General features: G+C 61.5%; 18 protein-coding genes. 2 read left to right on the top strand and 16 right to left on the bottom strand.

From position 1 onward, the window contains the following. Positions 1-31: 31 nt before the first annotated feature. Positions 32-943, top strand: coding sequence for a DMT family transporter (locus FHW37_RS03010; protein WP_145632272.1), 912 nt, complete (start codon positions 32-34; stop codon positions 941-943). A gap of 87 nt (positions 944-1,030) precedes the next feature. Here FHW37_RS03010 and FHW37_RS03015 read toward each other — a convergent pair whose 3' ends face one another. After that, positions 1,031-1,987, bottom strand: coding sequence for a GlxA family transcriptional regulator (locus FHW37_RS03015; RefSeq protein ID WP_246690647.1), 957 nt, complete (start codon positions 1,985-1,987; stop codon positions 1,031-1,033). Positions 1,988-2,073: 86 nt separating this feature from the next. On the opposite strand from FHW37_RS03015, the gene FHW37_RS03020 reads away from it, so the two are divergent. Then, positions 2,074-2,757 (top strand): DJ-1/PfpI family protein, encoded by a 684-nt coding sequence (locus tag FHW37_RS03020; protein WP_145632275.1) that lies wholly within the window; start codon positions 2,074-2,076, stop codon positions 2,755-2,757. Between the two features lie 10 nt (positions 2,758-2,767). Here the strand turns inward: FHW37_RS03020 and FHW37_RS03025 are convergent, their stop codons facing one another. From FHW37_RS03025 to FHW37_RS03095, 15 genes are all read right to left on the bottom strand, one after another. Continuing rightward, positions 2,768-3,589 (bottom strand): HpcH/HpaI aldolase/citrate lyase family protein, encoded by an 822-nt coding sequence (locus tag FHW37_RS03025; protein WP_145632278.1) that lies wholly within the window; start codon positions 3,587-3,589, stop codon positions 2,768-2,770. Next, positions 3,586-4,446 carry an FAS1-like dehydratase domain-containing protein gene (locus FHW37_RS03030; protein WP_145632281.1) on the bottom strand — a complete coding sequence of 287 codons (861 nt, stop codon included), beginning with the start codon at positions 4,444-4,446 and terminating at the stop codon, positions 3,586-3,588. Before FHW37_RS03030 ends, FHW37_RS03025 begins: the two co-directional genes overlap by 4 nt. Positions 4,447-4,462: 16 nt before the next feature. Further along, positions 4,463-5,656 (bottom strand): CaiB/BaiF CoA transferase family protein, encoded by a 1,194-nt coding sequence (locus tag FHW37_RS03035; RefSeq protein ID WP_145632284.1) that lies wholly within the window; start codon positions 5,654-5,656, stop codon positions 4,463-4,465. Further along, positions 5,653-6,816: a CoA transferase gene (locus tag FHW37_RS03040; RefSeq protein ID WP_145632287.1), complete on the bottom strand. Its 1,164-nt coding sequence runs from the start codon at positions 6,814-6,816 to the stop codon at positions 5,653-5,655. The genes FHW37_RS03035 and FHW37_RS03040 overlap by 4 nt, the downstream gene beginning before the upstream one ends. Positions 6,817-6,834: 18 nt before the next feature. Continuing rightward, positions 6,835-8,052 carry an FAS1-like dehydratase domain-containing protein gene (locus FHW37_RS03045; RefSeq protein ID WP_145632290.1) on the bottom strand — a complete coding sequence of 406 codons (1,218 nt, stop codon included), beginning with the start codon at positions 8,050-8,052 and terminating at the stop codon, positions 6,835-6,837. Positions 8,053-8,272: 220 nt separating this feature from the next. Further along, on the bottom strand, positions 8,273-8,851 hold the full coding sequence (locus tag FHW37_RS03050; RefSeq protein WP_145632293.1) for a cysteine hydrolase family protein: 579 nt from the start codon (positions 8,849-8,851) through the stop codon (positions 8,273-8,275). Between the two features lie 77 nt (positions 8,852-8,928). Next, positions 8,929-9,579 carry a GntR family transcriptional regulator gene (locus tag FHW37_RS03055; RefSeq protein ID WP_145632295.1) on the bottom strand — a complete coding sequence of 217 codons (651 nt, stop codon included), beginning with the start codon at positions 9,577-9,579 and terminating at the stop codon, positions 8,929-8,931. Positions 9,580-9,633: 54 nt separating this feature from the next. Beyond that, the gene (locus FHW37_RS03060; RefSeq protein WP_145632298.1) at positions 9,634-10,467 is read right to left on the bottom strand and encodes an N-acyl homoserine lactonase family protein; all 834 of its coding nucleotides are present in this window, start codon (positions 10,465-10,467) and stop codon (positions 9,634-9,636) included. Beyond that, positions 10,467-11,219 carry an ABC transporter ATP-binding protein gene (locus FHW37_RS03065; RefSeq protein ID WP_145632301.1) on the bottom strand — a complete coding sequence of 251 codons (753 nt, stop codon included), beginning with the start codon at positions 11,217-11,219 and terminating at the stop codon, positions 10,467-10,469. Before FHW37_RS03065 ends, FHW37_RS03060 begins: the two co-directional genes overlap by 1 nt. Continuing rightward, complete coding sequence (locus FHW37_RS03070) at positions 11,212-11,988, bottom strand: ABC transporter ATP-binding protein (protein WP_145632304.1); 777 nt, start codon at positions 11,986-11,988, stop codon at positions 11,212-11,214. Before FHW37_RS03070 ends, FHW37_RS03065 begins: the two co-directional genes overlap by 8 nt. Continuing rightward, positions 11,988-12,974, bottom strand: a complete 987-nt coding sequence (locus FHW37_RS03075) for a branched-chain amino acid ABC transporter permease (protein WP_145632307.1) — start codon at positions 12,972-12,974, stop codon at positions 11,988-11,990. Before FHW37_RS03075 ends, FHW37_RS03070 begins: the two co-directional genes overlap by 1 nt. Continuing rightward, positions 12,967-13,866: a branched-chain amino acid ABC transporter permease gene (locus FHW37_RS03080; protein WP_145632309.1), complete on the bottom strand. Its 900-nt coding sequence runs from the start codon at positions 13,864-13,866 to the stop codon at positions 12,967-12,969. Before FHW37_RS03080 ends, FHW37_RS03075 begins: the two co-directional genes overlap by 8 nt. Beyond that, complete coding sequence (locus FHW37_RS03085; protein WP_145632312.1) at positions 13,863-14,759, bottom strand: NAD(P)-dependent oxidoreductase; 897 nt, start codon at positions 14,757-14,759, stop codon at positions 13,863-13,865. The genes FHW37_RS03080 and FHW37_RS03085 overlap by 4 nt, the downstream gene beginning before the upstream one ends. 4 nt (positions 14,760-14,763) lie before the next feature. Continuing rightward, on the bottom strand, positions 14,764-15,513 hold the full coding sequence (locus FHW37_RS03090; RefSeq protein WP_145632315.1) for an SDR family NAD(P)-dependent oxidoreductase: 750 nt from the start codon (positions 15,511-15,513) through the stop codon (positions 14,764-14,766). Positions 15,514-15,578: 65 nt separating this feature from the next. After that, on the bottom strand, positions 15,579-16,793 hold the full coding sequence (locus FHW37_RS03095; protein ID WP_145632318.1) for an ABC transporter substrate-binding protein: 1,215 nt from the start codon (positions 16,791-16,793) through the stop codon (positions 15,579-15,581). Positions 16,794-16,810: the final 17 nt, after the last annotated feature.

Genomic DNA, 16,810 nt, shown 5'->3' on the forward strand with positions numbered 1-16,810 from the left:
CCGGAAAGGCCAAGCCAAGGAACGGCATAGGATGCCACTGTCACGAAATGCCACGGGCGCAGTCTTCATGGCCTCCGCCATGGCTTCATTCGCAGTCGGCGACACGATGTCCAAGTTTCTGGTGGCAGACATGAATGTCGGCCAGATCATCTTTCTGCGGGGCATTGCAGCGACATGCTTTACCGCGATCCTCGTGTGGCGCCTGCGGGCATTTTGCCCGCTCCGAAACCTGCTCGACAAAATGCTGTTCCTCAGGATCGGCTGTGAGATCCTCGCGACAACAACCTACATTACCGCACTCGGCCTGACGCCTTTCGCCAATGTTTCGGCCATCCAGCAGGCAATCCCGCTTGTGGTCACCATCGGCGCGGCGGTCTTTTTCCGCGAACTGGTCGGATGGCGCCGGTGGTCGGCGATCTTTGTCGGACTTATCGGTGTCATGATCATTCTGAGACCGGGCAGCGATGCGATGACCACGGGCGCCCTGCTCGCACTGGCGGGAATGCTCTTCACCGCAGCCCGTGACCTTTCGACCCGCGCGGTCTCTCCGGCGATCCCCTCGTCGATCATCACCTTCTGCACGAGCCTCACCATCACGATCGTTGGCGGTCTTATTGTTCATCCGCTGGGAGGTTGGGTACCTGTCGCGACGGTGAACTGGGGCTTTTTGTGCATCGGCGCCGTCGCTGCCATGACCGGATACCAGTTCGCGATATTGGCAATGCGTACCGGCGAGGTCTCCTTCGTTTCTCCGATGCGCTATCTCAGCCTGATCTTTTCCGCCGTGGCCGGTTTCGTGGTCTTTGGCGAATATCCCGACTCGGCAACTCTGCTTGGAGCCGCGATCGTCATCGGTGCCGGCCTCTATACGATCTACCGGGAGGCACGTCGCAAGCAATCCTTGACTGCACCGCCTTTGGTCGGGCCGCGAATTACGCGCTGAGATTTTCGGGCCAGGCACCGTCCGGAATCCGAAGTCTCAGATCCGGGAGAATATCGCGCTCCGATTAAGCGTTGGACCTTTCGGCGATCAGCTTCGAAACCGTTCCTGCCAATCCTTTGGCCCGACGCCCAGTCTGCGCAAAAACACGCGCCGCATCGTTTCGGGAGAACCAAATCCGCATTTGCGAGCGGCTGAAGAAACCGAGGCGCCGGTCTCCAGCAGGCCTTGCGCCCTTTCCAGCCGGATCACCTCGACCGCTTCAGCCGGTGTGCGACCTGTCCGCTGCCGGTAATGGCGGGCAAAGGAGCGTCGGCTCATCCCCGCCTTGTCCGCCAGGGTTTCGAGCGTCAACGGCTGTACCAGATTGGCTGAGATCCAGGCATGGAGATCCGAGAATCTGTCATCGGCCGCCTGAAGCTTGAGCGGCGCACTGTACTGGGACTGTCCGCCCGATCGTTTGAGAAACACGACGAGCTCGCGGGCAACGGCAAGAGCAAGTGCGCGGCCATGATCTTCCTCGACCATCGCCAAGGCGAGATCGATCCCGGCTGTTACGCCTGCCGAAGTCCATATCGACCCGTCGCGCAGAAAGATCGGGTCGCGCTCAAGCCGCACCTGCGGGTATCGCCCGGTGAACTCATCACAGCGATGCCAATGGGTGACGGCACGGCGGCCATCCAGCAGACCGGCCTCGGCCAGCAAAAATGCGCCGCTGCAGACGGAAGCCATTCTTCGGACATGGCCTGCGCGGTTGCGAACCCATTCAACCAGCGCCGGACGCGTGCAGGCGATATTCACGCCCCTACCCCCGGCAACGATGGCGGTGTCGATAGCTACCGCACTTTCGGCTAGGGATCGGCAGCGCAGCGTAATCCCGGAATTGCATGTGACCTCTACCTCTTCGGCGACCAAGGCAATTTCGTAAAGCGGCTCCTTGGCTGCTCCTCGCGAAAATTCGTTGGCGGATGCAAAGACCTGTGCGGGGCCAGTCGCGTCGAGCAACTGGGCATCGGGAAAGACGAGGATTTCGATCCGGCGGGTCATGATGTTTGGCACAAAACGAGGGAAGATTGGCATTCGTGCCAAAACATTTCCTGTCATGGTCTCCTGGTCAAGACAGGAGAAGAACAATGTCCTTCCGCTTCGGTATTCTTTGCTTTCCCGGTGTCCAGCAGCTCGATCTGACCGGCCCATATGAAGTTTTTGCCTCGGCCCGCGACGCACAGGTCCATCTCGTCTGGAAGACCACCGATCCGGTGCGCTCGTCGACGGGGCTGTGGCTGAAACCCGACGTGACCTTCGCCGATGCACCGAATTTCGACCTGATCTGCGTGCCGGGCGGCGGCGGGGTCAATCCTCTGCTGACCGACGAGGAAACCCTCGACTTCGTCAGGTCGCAAGCGAAAACGGCCCGCTTCGTCACCTCGGTCTGCACCGGTTCGCTGGTCCTCGGCAAGGCCGGCTTGCTCACCGGAAAACGGGCCGCGACACACTGGAACGCGATGGATCTCTTGGAACGGTTTGAAGCAATCCCGGTCGCCGAGCGGGTCGTTCGTGACGACAACCTGATAACCGCAGGCGGCGTCACCTCGGGAATCGATTTCGGCCTTTCGGTCATCGCGGAACTGATGGGACAGGATGAAGCCGAAACAATCCAGCTTTCGCTGGAATACGCACCCGCGCCGCCTTTCGATTCAGGCCTGCCGGATCGCGCTCGCCCAGAGATCCTTGCAGCAGCACGTCAACGCATGGCGCCGTCGCGAGAGGAGCGTGAGGCATTGCTTCCTCCGATCCGCCAGCTGAGCCGGGCGTAATCCAGCTATTTCAGGGACTGGGCACCAAAACCCTGTCGAGCAGAAATCTGGCACGATCCAGAACCGGTCGATCGATCATCTTGCCATCCAGCTGAAAAGCGCCGTCTCCGGATTGCTCGGAGGCGGCAAGCACACGTTTTGCCCAGACGATCTCACTATCGCTCGGTATGAAACCGGCATTGACGATACCGACCTGCCGCGGGTGAATGCAGAGCTTGGCACCGAACCCGAAATTGCGGGCCGTCTCGATGTCCGCGCCGATTGCGGCCTCGTCATCCAGCGCCAGTGTTACACCGTCGATGGGCGGCGGCAGACCTGCATATCTTGCAGCCATCGCAATCTGAAAGCGGGCGTGATCGAGCGCCGGGCTGGAAGCCGGGATCCTCGCGTCGGTGCTGAAATCCACATTACCGAAGGCAAGGCGCCTCACGCCCTTCGTCGCCGCAGTTTCAGCGATCTGAACAAGGCCTGCCACCGTTTCGACGAGCGCAATGATCTGCCGATTGACGAGATAATGTCCAACACGACTGATTGCCTTCGGCTCGGCCTTCGGGACCATCACCTCCGCACCGGAGCAGACCGCGACCGCGGCAAGGTCGGCATCGAACCAGTGGGTATCGGCACCGTTAATGCGTATCACACCGCGACCGCCGGAGCGGAACCAGTCGATCACCGCCCCCCTGGCCACATCCTTTTCGGCCGGAGCCACCGCATCTTCGAGATCGAGGATGATCCGGTGCGCGCCCGATGCCGCAGCCTTCCCGAACCGCTCTGGCCGGCTGGCAGGAACGAAGAGATAGGATAAGGCCTGATCGGAACGGTCGGCGCTCATTCGAACTCAGCCTCGGCAGTCATGGCCAGAGCGCCCGTCGCGTTCTTCGCCCAAAGACGCAACCCGCCCTCGGCTTCCGCAGCCTCGATCATGAAGGGGCTATCGACGAAAAGCGGCGACACGGCGCGGAAATCGAAACGGCTGAGACGTTTTCCCGGTCGCACGCGGCTTGCCAGGCCCTGCAGCAGGGTTGAGATCAGCGGCCCGTGCACGACAAGACCGGGATAACCTTCCTCATCTCGGGCATAGGGCGCATCATAATGAATACGATGGCCGTTGGAGGTCAGAGCTGAAAAGCGGAACAGAAGCACGGGATCCGGGCTGATCACCTCGGAGATCATGGCGCCCTCCGGGGCCGGCGGCGGCACCGGGGCCGGCGCACCCGGCTGTGGCGCTTCGCGGTAGACGATGTCCTGCTCTTCCTCGATCGCGAGCCTGCCATCCTGCAAGATCCGATGGCGGACGGTCACGAAAAGCAAGCGGCCGGCCTTGCCGGATTTAGGCGTTACGCTGAGGATTTCACTCACGCGCTCGGCCGGCGAATCGACACGCAACGGCGCCAGATAGCGAAGCCGGCCACCGGCCCACATCCGACGCGGCAGGCCGACATCCGGCAGAAAACCACCGCGTTTCGGATGGCCGTCCGCGCCAACCTCGCTGCGGCGGACGAAGGGATTGAAAAAGATCCAGTGCCAGGCCGGCGGCAACTCCTCCCCGGCCCTAGGCGCGGTGGCTAGGTCAAGCGTTGCCGCCAGTGCCTCGACACGCTCCGGGTCAATGGCCGCCAGGCGATTTTCGGTACGCCCGACCGCATCTGAGAAATCATCGGCTGCTATCGGCGCCGGATCTGCGGACATGTCTCTCTCCCGAAATTCAGTAGATGATCTGCTGCTCGACGAGGCTGTCGATCTCGCGCCGTCCCATGCCGAGAAGCTCGCCATAGACATAGTCCTCGTGTTCGCCGAGTTTTGGCGTACCGCGTGTGATCGATGCGGCATCGCTTCCTGAGAAGCGCCCGGGAAAACCGACTGCTGCTCTCGCTCCACCTTCGCTGTCGACGACATCGACGATCGCGCCGCGTTCCCGCAGATGCGGGTCCGTGACCAGATCGTGGGTATTCCAAGAGATATGGGCGGCAATGCCGGCGCGCTGCAAACGCTCCACCGCGTCCTCGGCATCCTGCCTCGCCGACCAGGCGGAGACGGCCGCATCGAGCGCCCGCCGGTTGGCATGTCGGCCTTCGGCATTTCTAAACCGCGGATCGGCGGCGAGCGCCGCCAAACCGGTGACGGCCACAAAGGTACGCCATTCATTGTCGCTGCCAACCGCAATGCCCAGCCAGCGATCGGCCGTGTTCGTGGCATAAAGTCCATGCGGGGCACGGATATAGTCGTCATTTCCGAGCCGCTCGACCTGCCCTCCCACGGAAACAGCCATGAGTGCCTCGCCGACAAGGGAAGAAGCAACCTCGCGCGCCGCGACATCGATATGCGACCCCTCGCCGGTTGTCCGGCGCTTGTGAAGCGCCGCCATCACGGCAAGAGCAGCGTTGAGGCCGACGGAATGATCCATGACATGGCGCATCTCCATCGGCGGTCCGTCGCTGTAACCCGAGAGATAACCAAGTCCACCCCAGGCCCCGAAGAGCGGCGCATAACCGGCAAAATGCGAATCCGGCCCGGTCTGCCCGGAGGACGAAACCGACACCATCACCAGATCCGGCTTGACCTGCCGCAGATCGTCATAACCGAGGCCAAGCCGCGTCATGACGCCGGCGCGAAAACTTTCAGCGGCGACATCGGACACTGCCACCAGCCGCTTTGCCAACGCCACGCCATCCCTGTGCTTCATGTTGAGCCGGATCGATAGCTTGTTGGAAGCAACCTGATCGAAACTGGCCGGCCCGTTGCGGCCATAGACGGCATGCGACTTGCGAAAGATGTCCGGCCGCAGCGCACTTTCGATCTTGATGCATTCGGCACCGAGCTGCGACAGCATATGCGTGCAGAAAGGGCCGGCAGCATGCACGGTGAAATCGGCGATCCTGACACCTTCGAGCGGTTTCATGCGCGTTCCCTCCGGGCAAGAGGCGTGGCAACGGGCTGAGGCTCAACATCCAACGGAACGGGCCAGGGCCGCGCGGGAAGCGGCCGTCCGTCGAAACGAAACGGTCCCGTCTGCATGCGGCACGCGCGCCCATCCGCCATAGGCATTTCCGCAAAAAGGCCACGCGCGGTTTCATGCTGACCGGACAATATCTGCTCCGGAGTGTTGTAGCGCGCCATCGGAACACCGAGCTTCTGCGCTGCCATTACGACATCCTCGACATTGCGTGACGCCGCCCAGCTGCGGATCTGCGCATTGATGAAATCGCCGCGCTGACTGCGCACGACCGCATCCTCCAGCGCCGGATCCTGTGACCAGTCGGGACGGCCCATCAGTTCCAGCAGGCCGTGCCATTGTCTCTGCTCAAGTGTCAGCAGCTCGACATTGCCATCCCGGCATTCGATCACACCACCGTAACGAAACGAGCGGGAGAGCCGGTGTTCGAGAGAGCCGTCTCCGTAGCGCTGTACGGTGAAGGCACCGACGGCAAGATTGGCATCCTGCACGGACACATCGACATATTGCCCGGTTCCGCTCCAGAGTGCGGCAAGCGCGCTGAGGGCACCGGCGACACCGCCCTGCATTTCCGCAAAATGGCCGGCGATCTTCAGCGGCGGCCGCTCCGGAAAAAGCGCGGCAGACAGGCCATTCGGCAGGAGAAAACCTTCGCCCGCCGAATGGATCAGCGTCAGTTCTGACCCAACCCAGCCAGCCTTCGGACCATGGCTGCCGAAAGGCAGAAGCGAGAGATGGACGAGAGCCGGCCACCGCGCCGAAACCTTTTCGGGATCAAGCCCCATCGCGGCTTTATCCGCGATGGCCACGTCTTCGATGAGGATATTCGCCGTCCCGAGAAGCCGGGCAAGCTCGGCCTGCCCCGCCTCGGTTCCAAGATCGATGGAAATGGCCTGCTTGCCGGCAGAGAGATAGGCGAAAAGCGCGCTCTCGCCACCATCCGGCCCCAGAAAGGGAGGCTCGCGCCGTAACGGCGAGCCCTCCTCGGGCTCGACCATCACGACATCCGCCCCCATCGAGGCGAGAAGACGTCCGGCATAGGCTGCCGCGACGCCGGTTGCGCATTCAATGCAGCGGATACCTGCAAGGGGAAGCACCATGTCCATCGTCAGCACTCCGACGGGTCAGCGGACGACCGGAAGCTCGAGATCGAGGTTCGCGCCATCGAAATGCACCGGAATGTTCGGATCGCGGCTCGGCAATACGACCGTTGCCAGGCCAGGCGTGGTGATCTCGCCGCGCTGGTTCTCGCCCCAGATCTCGATATCGACTAGGGCATGGCGGTCCTTGATGTATTTGCGGGTCACCTTGCCCTTGCACCAGGTCGAGTCGCCCATGGTGTTGAAACGGCGCATCTCCGTCCGGACCCGCTTCAGGAAGGCCGCATCCCCCATCCAGTTGGTCACAAGCGAGCACATCCAGGACGAGCGTTGCGGGCCGTAGTCATAAACGCCGGGAACGCCGACCTCCTTGGCCGTCGATTCACGGTGATGGCCGATGCCGGTATATTCGATGCCGCCGCCGGCTTCCGGATTGCGGAAGAAGTGGCCCGGATGTTTCATCGCCGCCTTGAAGACGACGCCGTGCGTGTGACCGCGGCCGCAGCCGACGAGAAAGCCCATCGTATCCATCAGAGACAGCGGGCCGCGAACGATCGGATCGAGCTCTTCGCCCTCCTTCACATCCTCCCAATAGCGAACATTGGCGCCGCGGATGCGACCCTCTTCGCGCAGGATCGCTTCGTCGATCTTCTCGAATTCCTCCTGCGTGTATTCGTGCGTGACGATATCCTTGTATTTTCCGGCATCGCGGGCGGCCTTGCGCTCATGGCGCGTGCAGGTGCCGAGCACGCGGGCGACAATCTCGCCACGCTGGTTGCTGTAGGTCGCCTCGACATATTGCAGGACGAGGCGGCCGGAGAACTTGCTTTCCTTTTCCTCGACACCGACCACGCGCTCGATGGCGCTGATGCGGTCATCGGGCCGGATATGGCGGAAGAGTTCCCAGTCATTGCCAGCATAAAAACCATGAACTCCCGGCAGGCCCCAGCGTGTGCGGCCAACCCAGCCGAAAGCCATCGGGAACATGGGATGTGCCACCTGGCCGCCATATCGCGAATTGCGACCATATTCCTGCTCGCGATAGAGCGGATTGAGATCGCCGATGCCGTTGCACCAGTTGCGCAGCGTATCAGCCGTCGCATCCTGCAGGTAAGGGCCTTCGGGCCGGAGCTGCAGACCGATCATGCTCCGCGCGGCGGCAACCGCTTCGTCCGTGATCTTTCCTTCCGCCGGCGCACCGCCGACATCCTTGTTGGTCTTTTCGACAACCTCAGCAAGCATCTGCTTCTCCTCCCTATTCAGTCCGGCACCCTCATTTTCGGGCGCCGCAAGCGATGACTTCGATGCATAATGCATTTTATATTATACTGGTCAATAGCGTATCGCATTTCACTGACGCTTGGAAATTTTGAGTTAACGATGCAAGTTCAATTAGTTATATGATTCTGGATGTATTTTGTGTAACAGTCAGCAAAAGAAGATAATGCATTATATAGTATTTTCAGAATGCAATCTCTTCCGCCGTCGAGACGCTGGCGAAGCGCCGGACGCCAGCAAGCGCATAGGCATGCTCCTCGTCAGTGGCGCCGGCGCAGCAATCTTCCAGCACGACACATTCGAAATCGCGGTCATGCCCTTCACGGGCACCGGCCTGCACGACGCCATTGGTCGAAACACCGCTCAGCACCACCCGCCGGATGCCCCCGGCAGTCAGAAGCGGCATCAGCGACGTGCCGTAAAAGGGGCTGACACGATGCTTGATGATGTCGGGATCACCGGACTGGGGGGCAAAGTCGGCATGGACCTCCGTGCCCCAGGTCCCGAGCTTGAACAGGCCGTTATCGCGTGCACGGGAAAAGACCGGCGAATTCGGCGGGCACTCGCGATAATCGGGTGAAAAACCGACGCGCACATAACCGACCATCACGCCGGCCTGCCGTGCCCGGGAAATGGCGAGCTTCGTGTTTTCGTAGACGTTCCGCGCACGGCATTGCGGCACATAGGTCTTCGCCCCTGCCCCATCGGGATGCACGAGGTCGTTCATCATGTCCATGACGAGCAGAATCGTTTCAGAGGCCATCGGCTTGCTCCTTGGCTTTTATCCGTTTCGGAAAATCGTTTCCGCAACGGAAGCCGACGAGCAGCCGTCCGTTACGTTCAGGTGGCGTAATTCGCCTTGAATTCGTCCCAGCCGGCGCGGATGTGGCTGCGCAGGGCCGAAAGCATCGCCGCTTCGTCGTGGACGATGATGGCACTCAGCATCTCGCGATGCTCCGCTGAAGCCCGGTCGATGCGATGCTCGAGCTTGTTGATCAGGTCGAAGGGATAACGCGCCCACAGGATGCGCACGAAACGCAGGGTCTGCGGCAGCTCGGCCGACATGTAGATCGTCTCGTGGAAACGATAATTGATCGTGCGTACCGATTCCCGATCGCCGGCTTCCGCAGCTTTCTCGATCTGGGCCTGCAGGTCGCGCAACTCGTCGACGATCTGTGGCGTCAGCCGCTTGATGGCTGCCAGCGCCAGTTTCGATTCCAGCGTGACGCGCAGATCGACGATCTCCTCCGTCGAATCCATGTCGAAAGGCGCTACGACCGCACCACGATGGGAATCCCCGAGCACAAAACCCTCGGCCTCGAGAAGCTTGATCGCCTCGCGCACTGGCGTGATGCTCGTGCCGATCATCTGCGCCAGTTCGGCCTGCTTGAGCTTGGACCCGCGCGGAAACCGGCCGGCGATAATGCCTTCCCGCAGAAAGTCCGCGACAAATTCCTCTTTCGTCCGATGTTTCACGCGCAAGCCTTCCATGTGGAACCACCCTTACCGGCTTACCGCGAAGATGGTGCACAATGCAATCTCGCGTCACGGCCCATCCCCCGCGTCCGTTGGGGAAAGATCGGCTCGCAGCACACGGCCCTTCATCTCTTCGCCCGCCGCCGGATAGATGCGCACGATCCGCGGATCATGAGCGGGCACGATATGCGCGTCGCTTTCGGCCAGTTCGCGGATGCGCTCATGGCCAGCGATCATGTCGGAGAGATTGAAGGCGACCGAAAACGGAATGCCGCGCTCGTATTCCTCATAATAGTGCAGCGCATCGGAGGCGAGCACCACCCAACCCCGGGCGGTACGGACACGCACGACCTCCTGGCCGGCGCAATGACCACCGACCCAATGGACGGTGACGCCATCAGCAATCGTCTCCTCGCGCCCGTGCAAAGTCAGGCGATCCGAATGTAGCAGATGAACAAGCCTTGCGATCTCGTCCGGCTGGTAGGCGCGGCGGAACCAGGGCCGCTGCATCCAAGGCCCCGTCACATAATCCATCTCCTCCGCCTGCATGTAGAAATGCGCCTTTGTCAGCGGATCGAGATGACCGAGATGGTCGTAATGGGCATGGGTGAGAATGACCATGTCGATGGCGGCCGGATCGATGCCGAGCGCCTGCCATGCTTCGACCGGCGTCCACAGGATATCGTGACCGTGGGCTGCCGCCTTGGCCGGATCCATGCCGGTATCGACGACAATCACGCGGTCGCCCGATTTCAGCACCCAGCAATAGAAATCCATCGGCATGATATCGGTCGGGCGCTTCTCCAGAATGAAGTTTTCGCCGCGTGTCCGCCGTTGGTTGGTACCGTAACGAATGGCATATATTTCCCAAAGCACCTGATCTTTACCCATGGCAGTCTGCATCACGCCGTTTCCAGTCTCGGTTCACTTTCCGTCGCGCCGAGATAGGCATCGACCGCCTGCTGGCGCGCCGTTTCATCCTTGAGTTCATCGGCACGTTTGTGGCCGACGATGCGGCCGCTGCGCAGGAAGTGCAGCTCGTCACAGAGCCGCATCGTCATCCTGAGATTTTGCTCGACCAGCACGATGGCGAGCTCACCGGCACTGCGGATCGCCCCAAGCCGCTCGAAGACGCGGCGCACGAGAAGCGGCGCCAGTCCCAGCGACGGTTCGTCGAGCAGCAGAAGCCGCGGCCCCGACATCAATCCGCGGCCGATCGCCAGCATCTGCTGTTCGCCGCCACTGAGGCGCCATGCGCCGCGGTCGACCTTGCTTGCGATCTCCGGAAAGAGGTCGAGGACCAGCGCAATGCGGTTTCGGCGTTCGGCCGCCGAGATCTGATAACCGCCGAGAACGAGATTTTCCCGCACCGAGAGTTCACCGACGATCTCGCGACGCTCCGGCACGTAGACGATGCCGCGCCTCACCCTCTCGCGCACCGGGAAATGACTGATCGGTGCACCGTCGAAAATGATCTCGCCCCGAGCGGGGATCAATCCGCCGACCGCCTTCATGATGGAGGATTTTCCGGCGCCGTTCGCGCCGAGCAGTGCCGTAACCTTGCCCGGAGACACCTCGAAACTGACGTTTTCGACGGCCTGCGCGCTCGCGCCATAAAAGACGGACAGGTTCTTGACCGAGAGAAGACTAGTCATCCTCGCTCCCCAGATAGATGGCGATGACATCCTCGTTGGTTCGCACGGCCTGCGGCGGCCCGCAGGTCACGACCTCACCAAAATTGATGACGTAGATGCGATCGCAGATCGACATCACGAGATCCATGTCGTGCTCCACGATGACCATCACGAGATCGGGCGAGGCAATGTTCCGCAGCGTCTGGGTCAGGTCGCGGGTTTCGGCATTGTTGAGGCCAGCCGCCGGCTCGTCGAGCAGCAGCACCGAGGGTTTGCCGACGATCGCGCGAGCAATCTCCACCAGTCGCTGCATGCCTGGCGGCAGTTGGGACGGCAGAAGATCGGCAGCATCGGCAAGACCGAGGCTCGCGAGCGCCGAGATCGCGGCCTCGCGCATTTCCCTGTCTTCGCGACGGCCACGCGCCAGCGGCAGGAAGGCGCTCAGCCAGCCGGAATGATAATTGCGGGCAAGGCCCATCATGACATTTTCAACGACCGTCAGCTCGGGGCAGAGCGCCACGGTCTGAAAGCTGCGGACAACACCGCGCGAGGCCCTGGCTGCCGGCGACAGGCCATCGAGCGGCCGGCCGTCAAAGGAGATTGAACCGCCCTGCGGCCTGTAGGCCCCGGTCAGGCAGTTGAAAAGGCTGGTCTTGCCGGCGCCGTTCGGCCCGATCAGGCCGGTGACCTCGCCGGCCCGGAATTCGACATCGAGGCCCTGCAGCACCTTGATGCCGCCAAAGGAAAGCGCAATGCCCTGCGCCGTCAACATGCTGTTCTGCGCATCCATCAGCGTTTCTCCCCGCGACGGAACAGGATGGAAGAAAGCTGCGGGCCGTAATGGCCGGCGAGGATGACGACGAGCATCACCAACCCGTAGAGGACCGGGATCCAGGCACCAGAGCCCGACAAAACCTGCGGGACAAGCGTGAGAAAAGCGCCGCCGATCAAGGCACGCGGCAGCGTCAGGCCATAGAAGCTCACGACAGAGCCGACGAGAAGAAAGATCGACGACCAGAATGTATAGACCGTCGGCGACACGGCGGAGCTCGCGAAGGCCAGCATGGCACCGGAGATCGCCGCGATGCCGCCACTGATCCCCATGATGCTGACGCGTGCCCAGGCGCGGCGCGTGCCAAAGGCATCGGCCGCCGCCGGATGCGAACGGGCAAGCAGAAGCGCTCTCCCCTGCCGCGACTGGCGCAGCCGCGAGAGGCAATAGACAACGACCGCAAGCGCCACAAGTGGCACGTAATAACGCTGCAACTCGATGCCGATACCGGGGATGAGAGGTTTGGAAACGTACAGCCCCTCGAAGCCACCCGTCCATGTATCGGCATTGACGATGATTTCCGGCATGGCAAGAGCCAGCGCCATGGTCGAGACCGCCAGATAGATGCCCGACAGCCGCCGTGACGGCCAGGCAAAGGCAATGCCGCAGAGTACGCCGGCCACCAGTGCGACCGGCAGCGAAATGCTCAACGGCAGTCCCGCGCGCGTTTCAAGAATCGCGACGGAATAGGCACCGACGGCGGCAAAGAAACTGTGGCCGATCGAGACCTCGCCACCGTAACGGACGAGCGCGCTGACGGCCAGGACGCCGATGCTGTTGGCGAAACAGACGCCAAGCGCATAGGTCCAGGATCCGGCGACAAACAGCGGAAGAAGGATCAGCACCGGAATGATCGCACCGGCGACGATACGCTCGCTGGCCACCATCTTCCTGAGGTCGAGGCTGCTCCGCTCCTGCCTCATGGTGAGAATACTGTCAGACACGCGTGCCTCCGGTGCTGGCAAAGATCCCGTTCGGGAAGACGTTGAGCGCCACAAGGATCACCACCAGAAGGAATGTGTTGGTGAATTCCGGCGAGACATAGAAGGTGAAGAGGTTCATCAGGATGCCAATCGCGATGCCTCCGACAAGCGCGCCGGGCAGGCTCGAGAAACCGCCGAGCACGGCCGCGGCGAAAGCCTGCAGCATGAAGGTCGCAACCGTGGTGACGCTGAGAAAGGTTGTCGGCACGATGAGGAGAGCACCGATCACGCCAAGCACTGCCGAAACGGTCCAGGCGAAAAGATGCACCGAGCGCAGGTTGAGCCCGCAGATCTCGGCAGCAATCGGATTGGCCGAGATCGCACGGAACGCGACGCCGAGCTTGGTATAGTCGATCACAAGAAACAGTCCGACAATGGTCGCGACCGCAACCGCAAGCACGGTCAGGTCATAACCGGTAATGCGCAAGCCAAGCAGCGAGGCGCTGAAACGCGGCAGCGGCAGGTCAAGCGGAACGATGTCGGCACCGAAGACGAGCAGCGTCACGCCCTGAGCGATCAAACCCAGGCTCAGCGTGGCAATGGTCGCCGTCAGGTCGGACTTCGCCATGATCGGCGCAACGATGGCATAACTCAGGAATGCGATGGCAATGACCGCGACCACCGCCATCAGCACGGCAGCACTCCAGGACAGTGTCAGCAACGTGCCGCTGGAAAATCCGTAGATCAGGAAAGCGGCAAGCCCGGCGACATTGCCATGGGAAAAGTTCACCACGCGCGAACTTTTGAAGATCATCACCAGGCCGAGCGCCCCGAGCGCATAGAGACAACCGGTGATGAGACCCGACCAGAGGAGCGGGAAGATATCGAGCAGGATGTGATAGGCAGCGCTCATGCTGGCGTTCCGGACATGGCGCCGTCTTCCACCAGCTTGATGACGCCGGGGAAGTAACGACCACCGAGGCCATTTTCGACGGCGGCCTCGTAATAACGCCGCACGGTCTCCGCCGCCTTTATCGGTACGCCGGTTTCTTCCGCAAGCTGGAAGACGTAGCTGATATCCTTCAGCACATATTCCGGCGGGAAAGAGCGCTCGGGGAATTCCCGCGGCAACATCGCCTTGCGCCCATGATTGCGCAGCACAAAGCTGTCTCCCGAGCCTTTCGAGACGGCGTCAAGCAGGGTTTCCGGCTTTACGCCGGCACGCTCGCCAAGCACCATCATTTCGGCCAGCGTCACCACATGCTCGAAGACCAGCATGTTGTTGACAAGCTTCAGCACCTGGCCGGCGCCGACATCGCCACCATGAGTGACATCGGTGGCCATATAATCGAGCATCGGCTTGATCGCATCGAAGACATCCTGCGCAGCACCGACCATGATCGAGAGCTCGCCGCGCTGGGCAGCCTCTCGGGTACGGGCGACGGGCGCATCGGCAAAACGAAAGCCGCCGGCCGCGAGCGCCTCGGCAACCTTGCGGGCGACGGCGACGGGCGTCGTCGAGAGATCGATGATGGTCGTGTCCGCTCTTGCGTTTTGCGCGACCTCGGCGCTGACCGCCTCGACCTGTGGACCGCCTGGCAGGGACATGAAGACAAAGTCGGCTTCGGCCGAAAGCGCTGCGATCGAGGCAGCCGCTTCCGCCTTGGTATCGGAGAGGGCCGCGAGCGCTTGCATGTTCATATCGAAGGCGATGACGCGACCGGCGTGTTTTACAGCGATGTTGCGGCACATAGGGCCACCCATCACGCCGAGACCAATAAATCCTATCGTGGGGCTGCTTGTCATGATCTCAATCCATCAACATTCCGCCGTTCACATCGAGCACCGTTCCGGTGATCCAGTTCGATGCGGGCGAGCAGAGGAAAAGAATGGCCTGGGCGATATCTTCCGGCTGGCCATAACGGCCGAGGGGCACATTGCCATTGGCCGATGGCGCGGCGCGTTGCGTCACCTTGTTCCACATCGGCGTCTCGACCGGACCGGGTGCGATCACGCTGGCATAAACACCTTTCGAGGCACCGGCCTTGGCGACCCATTTCATCAGGCCATGAACGGCGGATTTCGCCGCGACATAGGCAGGGCCCGAAGCGACACCGCCGATCTTGGCGGCAATCGAGCCAAGCGCGACGATCTTGCCACCGCCCTGCTCCACCATCATCGGGTAGAGTTCGCGCACCGGATTGACGACGCCCATCAGGTTCACGTCGAGGATCGAACGCCATTCTTCGTCGGTGGATTCAGTCAGCGGCTTGTGGGTGATGGTGCCGGCGCACAGAACAAGCGCATCGATCTGGCCGTAATGCTCGATCACATCCGCAATCACTGCCTTGGTATCACTCGAGGATGTCACGTCATAGCGGCGGTAGACGATGCTGGGATTATCGAAATCGGCCTGGTCGACAATATCGGTCGCGATGACCTTGGCTCCGGCCTCGGCCATTGCCAGTGCAGTTGCCTTGCCGATGCCGCCGGCGGCTCCCGTTACGAGGGCGATGCGCCCATCCAGACGCGCAGGTGAGCTGATCGGAATATCAATCATCAAATTCTCCATTCGTCATGAACTGCCCCGCCCGATACGGGCGGGGGCGTTTACGTCACGAGGAGTTACTGGGCGGGGGCGTCGAAGACGGCAGGGGGATAGGGGCGGAATTCGCGCACGAGCTCAAACTTGCCATCCTTGGCCTGAATGATGCCTTCCTGGCGCGTTCCGCGATGATCTCCCTTCTTGAACGACACGCCCTGTGCTCCTCCCACCGACGCGTTGTTCAAGGTCTCCAGAGCCGTGATCAGGTTTTCGCTGGTCAGCGGCTTGCCGCTATCCAACAACGCTTCGAACCCTTTTGCAAACAGAGCTGCGTTGCTCCAGCCATTCAGTCCGAAAACCCCGACCGGATCGTTCGGATAATACTTTGTCACCGCATCACGATAGGCTTTCACGTCCGCTGAATCGCTGCTGACGGGCATCAGCCAGGACGAAAAATAGGTGCCGTTCAGAAGATCGCCGGCAAGCTTTACAGTCGACGGATCGGCCGTGAAGAAGGGGGCGAACCATTTCACCTGCAGCCCCTGCAGGTCGGCCGCCTTCAGCGCTGCAGCCAGATTGGCGTTGGAACCGAACAGGATGACCGCTTCGGCACCGGAATTCGCCACACGGCGGATATGTGGGCTGAAACTCGTCGTCTTGACGTCAAACGGCACGGATTCGGCCGGTTCGACACCGAGTTCCTTCATGTAGAGATCAAAACCGCGCTTGGCGGATTTGCCGAGTTCGTCGTTTTCCCACAGCAGCGCGACCTTCTTCAGGCCGAGCCCCTTGATCGCGTAGTCGACGTTCGAGGCCGCCGACCAGCCGTAATCCGGCAGAAGCGGAAACACGTTTGGCTCGACGAAGAAGGCACTGGCCCCACCGATCGGACCGATCATCGGCACCTTCTTTTCCCGTGCGTAAGGGATGACGGCGACATTGGTGGCCGTGCCGACCGGGGCGGCGAGCGCAAAGGCGCCGTCGTCTTCCACGAGCTTGCGAGCCACCGCAACGCTGCGGGCCGGATCATAGCCATCGTCGTAGGTGAGGTAATTGACCTTCCAGCCCTTTATCCCGCCGTTTTCGTTCAGGTGTTTGTAATAGGCATCCGCGGCATGGGTCAGCACGGAGTAAAAAGGCACAGGACCCGTCACCGGCGTATAGGCGCCGATCGTGATTTCCCTCTTGGCCTCGTCAATTCCCTTCTGCTCCGCGAGGGCTGTCGTCGACAGGCCCATCGCGAGAATAACGGCACCTGCGGCATAAGCGAGATTTCTCCCGACACTTGGCAACATTTCGATCCTCCCACCGA

The organism is Neorhizobium alkalisoli (genome assembly GCF_007829835.1).
Taxonomy (GTDB): Bacteria; Pseudomonadota; Alphaproteobacteria; order Rhizobiales; family Rhizobiaceae; genus Neorhizobium.

Coding starts and splice junctions, on each gene's coding strand:
- FHW37_RS03010 (WP_145632272.1), top strand. CDS start 32: ATGCCACTGTCACGAAATGCCACGGGCGCAGTCTTCATGGCCTCCGCC.
- FHW37_RS03015 (WP_246690647.1), bottom strand. CDS start 1,987: ATGACCCGCCGGATCGAAATCCTCGTCTTTCCCGATGCCCAGTTGCTC.
- FHW37_RS03020 (WP_145632275.1), top strand. CDS start 2,074: ATGTCCTTCCGCTTCGGTATTCTTTGCTTTCCCGGTGTCCAGCAGCTC.
- FHW37_RS03025 (WP_145632278.1), bottom strand. CDS start 3,589: ATGAGCGCCGACCGTTCCGATCAGGCCTTATCCTATCTCTTCGTTCCT.
- FHW37_RS03030 (WP_145632281.1), bottom strand. CDS start 4,446: ATGTCCGCAGATCCGGCGCCGATAGCAGCCGATGATTTCTCAGATGCG.
- FHW37_RS03035 (WP_145632284.1), bottom strand. CDS start 5,656: ATGAAACCGCTCGAAGGTGTCAGGATCGCCGATTTCACCGTGCATGCT.
- FHW37_RS03040 (WP_145632287.1), bottom strand. CDS start 6,816: ATGGACATGGTGCTTCCCCTTGCAGGTATCCGCTGCATTGAATGCGCA.
- FHW37_RS03045 (WP_145632290.1), bottom strand. CDS start 8,052: ATGCTTGCTGAGGTTGTCGAAAAGACCAACAAGGATGTCGGCGGTGCG.
- FHW37_RS03050 (WP_145632293.1), bottom strand. CDS start 8,851: ATGGCCTCTGAAACGATTCTGCTCGTCATGGACATGATGAACGACCTC.
- FHW37_RS03055 (WP_145632295.1), bottom strand. CDS start 9,579: ATGGAAGGCTTGCGCGTGAAACATCGGACGAAAGAGGAATTTGTCGCG.
- FHW37_RS03060 (WP_145632298.1), bottom strand. CDS start 10,467: ATGCAGACTGCCATGGGTAAAGATCAGGTGCTTTGGGAAATATATGCC.
- FHW37_RS03065 (WP_145632301.1), bottom strand. CDS start 11,219: ATGACTAGTCTTCTCTCGGTCAAGAACCTGTCCGTCTTTTATGGCGCG.
- FHW37_RS03070 (WP_145632304.1), bottom strand. CDS start 11,988: ATGGATGCGCAGAACAGCATGTTGACGGCGCAGGGCATTGCGCTTTCC.
- FHW37_RS03080 (WP_145632309.1), bottom strand. CDS start 13,866: ATGAGCGCTGCCTATCACATCCTGCTCGATATCTTCCCGCTCCTCTGG.
- FHW37_RS03085 (WP_145632312.1), bottom strand. CDS start 14,759: ATGACAAGCAGCCCCACGATAGGATTTATTGGTCTCGGCGTGATGGGT.
- FHW37_RS03090 (WP_145632315.1), bottom strand. CDS start 15,513: ATGATTGATATTCCGATCAGCTCACCTGCGCGTCTGGATGGGCGCATC.
- FHW37_RS03095 (WP_145632318.1), bottom strand. CDS start 16,793: ATGTTGCCAAGTGTCGGGAGAAATCTCGCTTATGCCGCAGGTGCCGTT.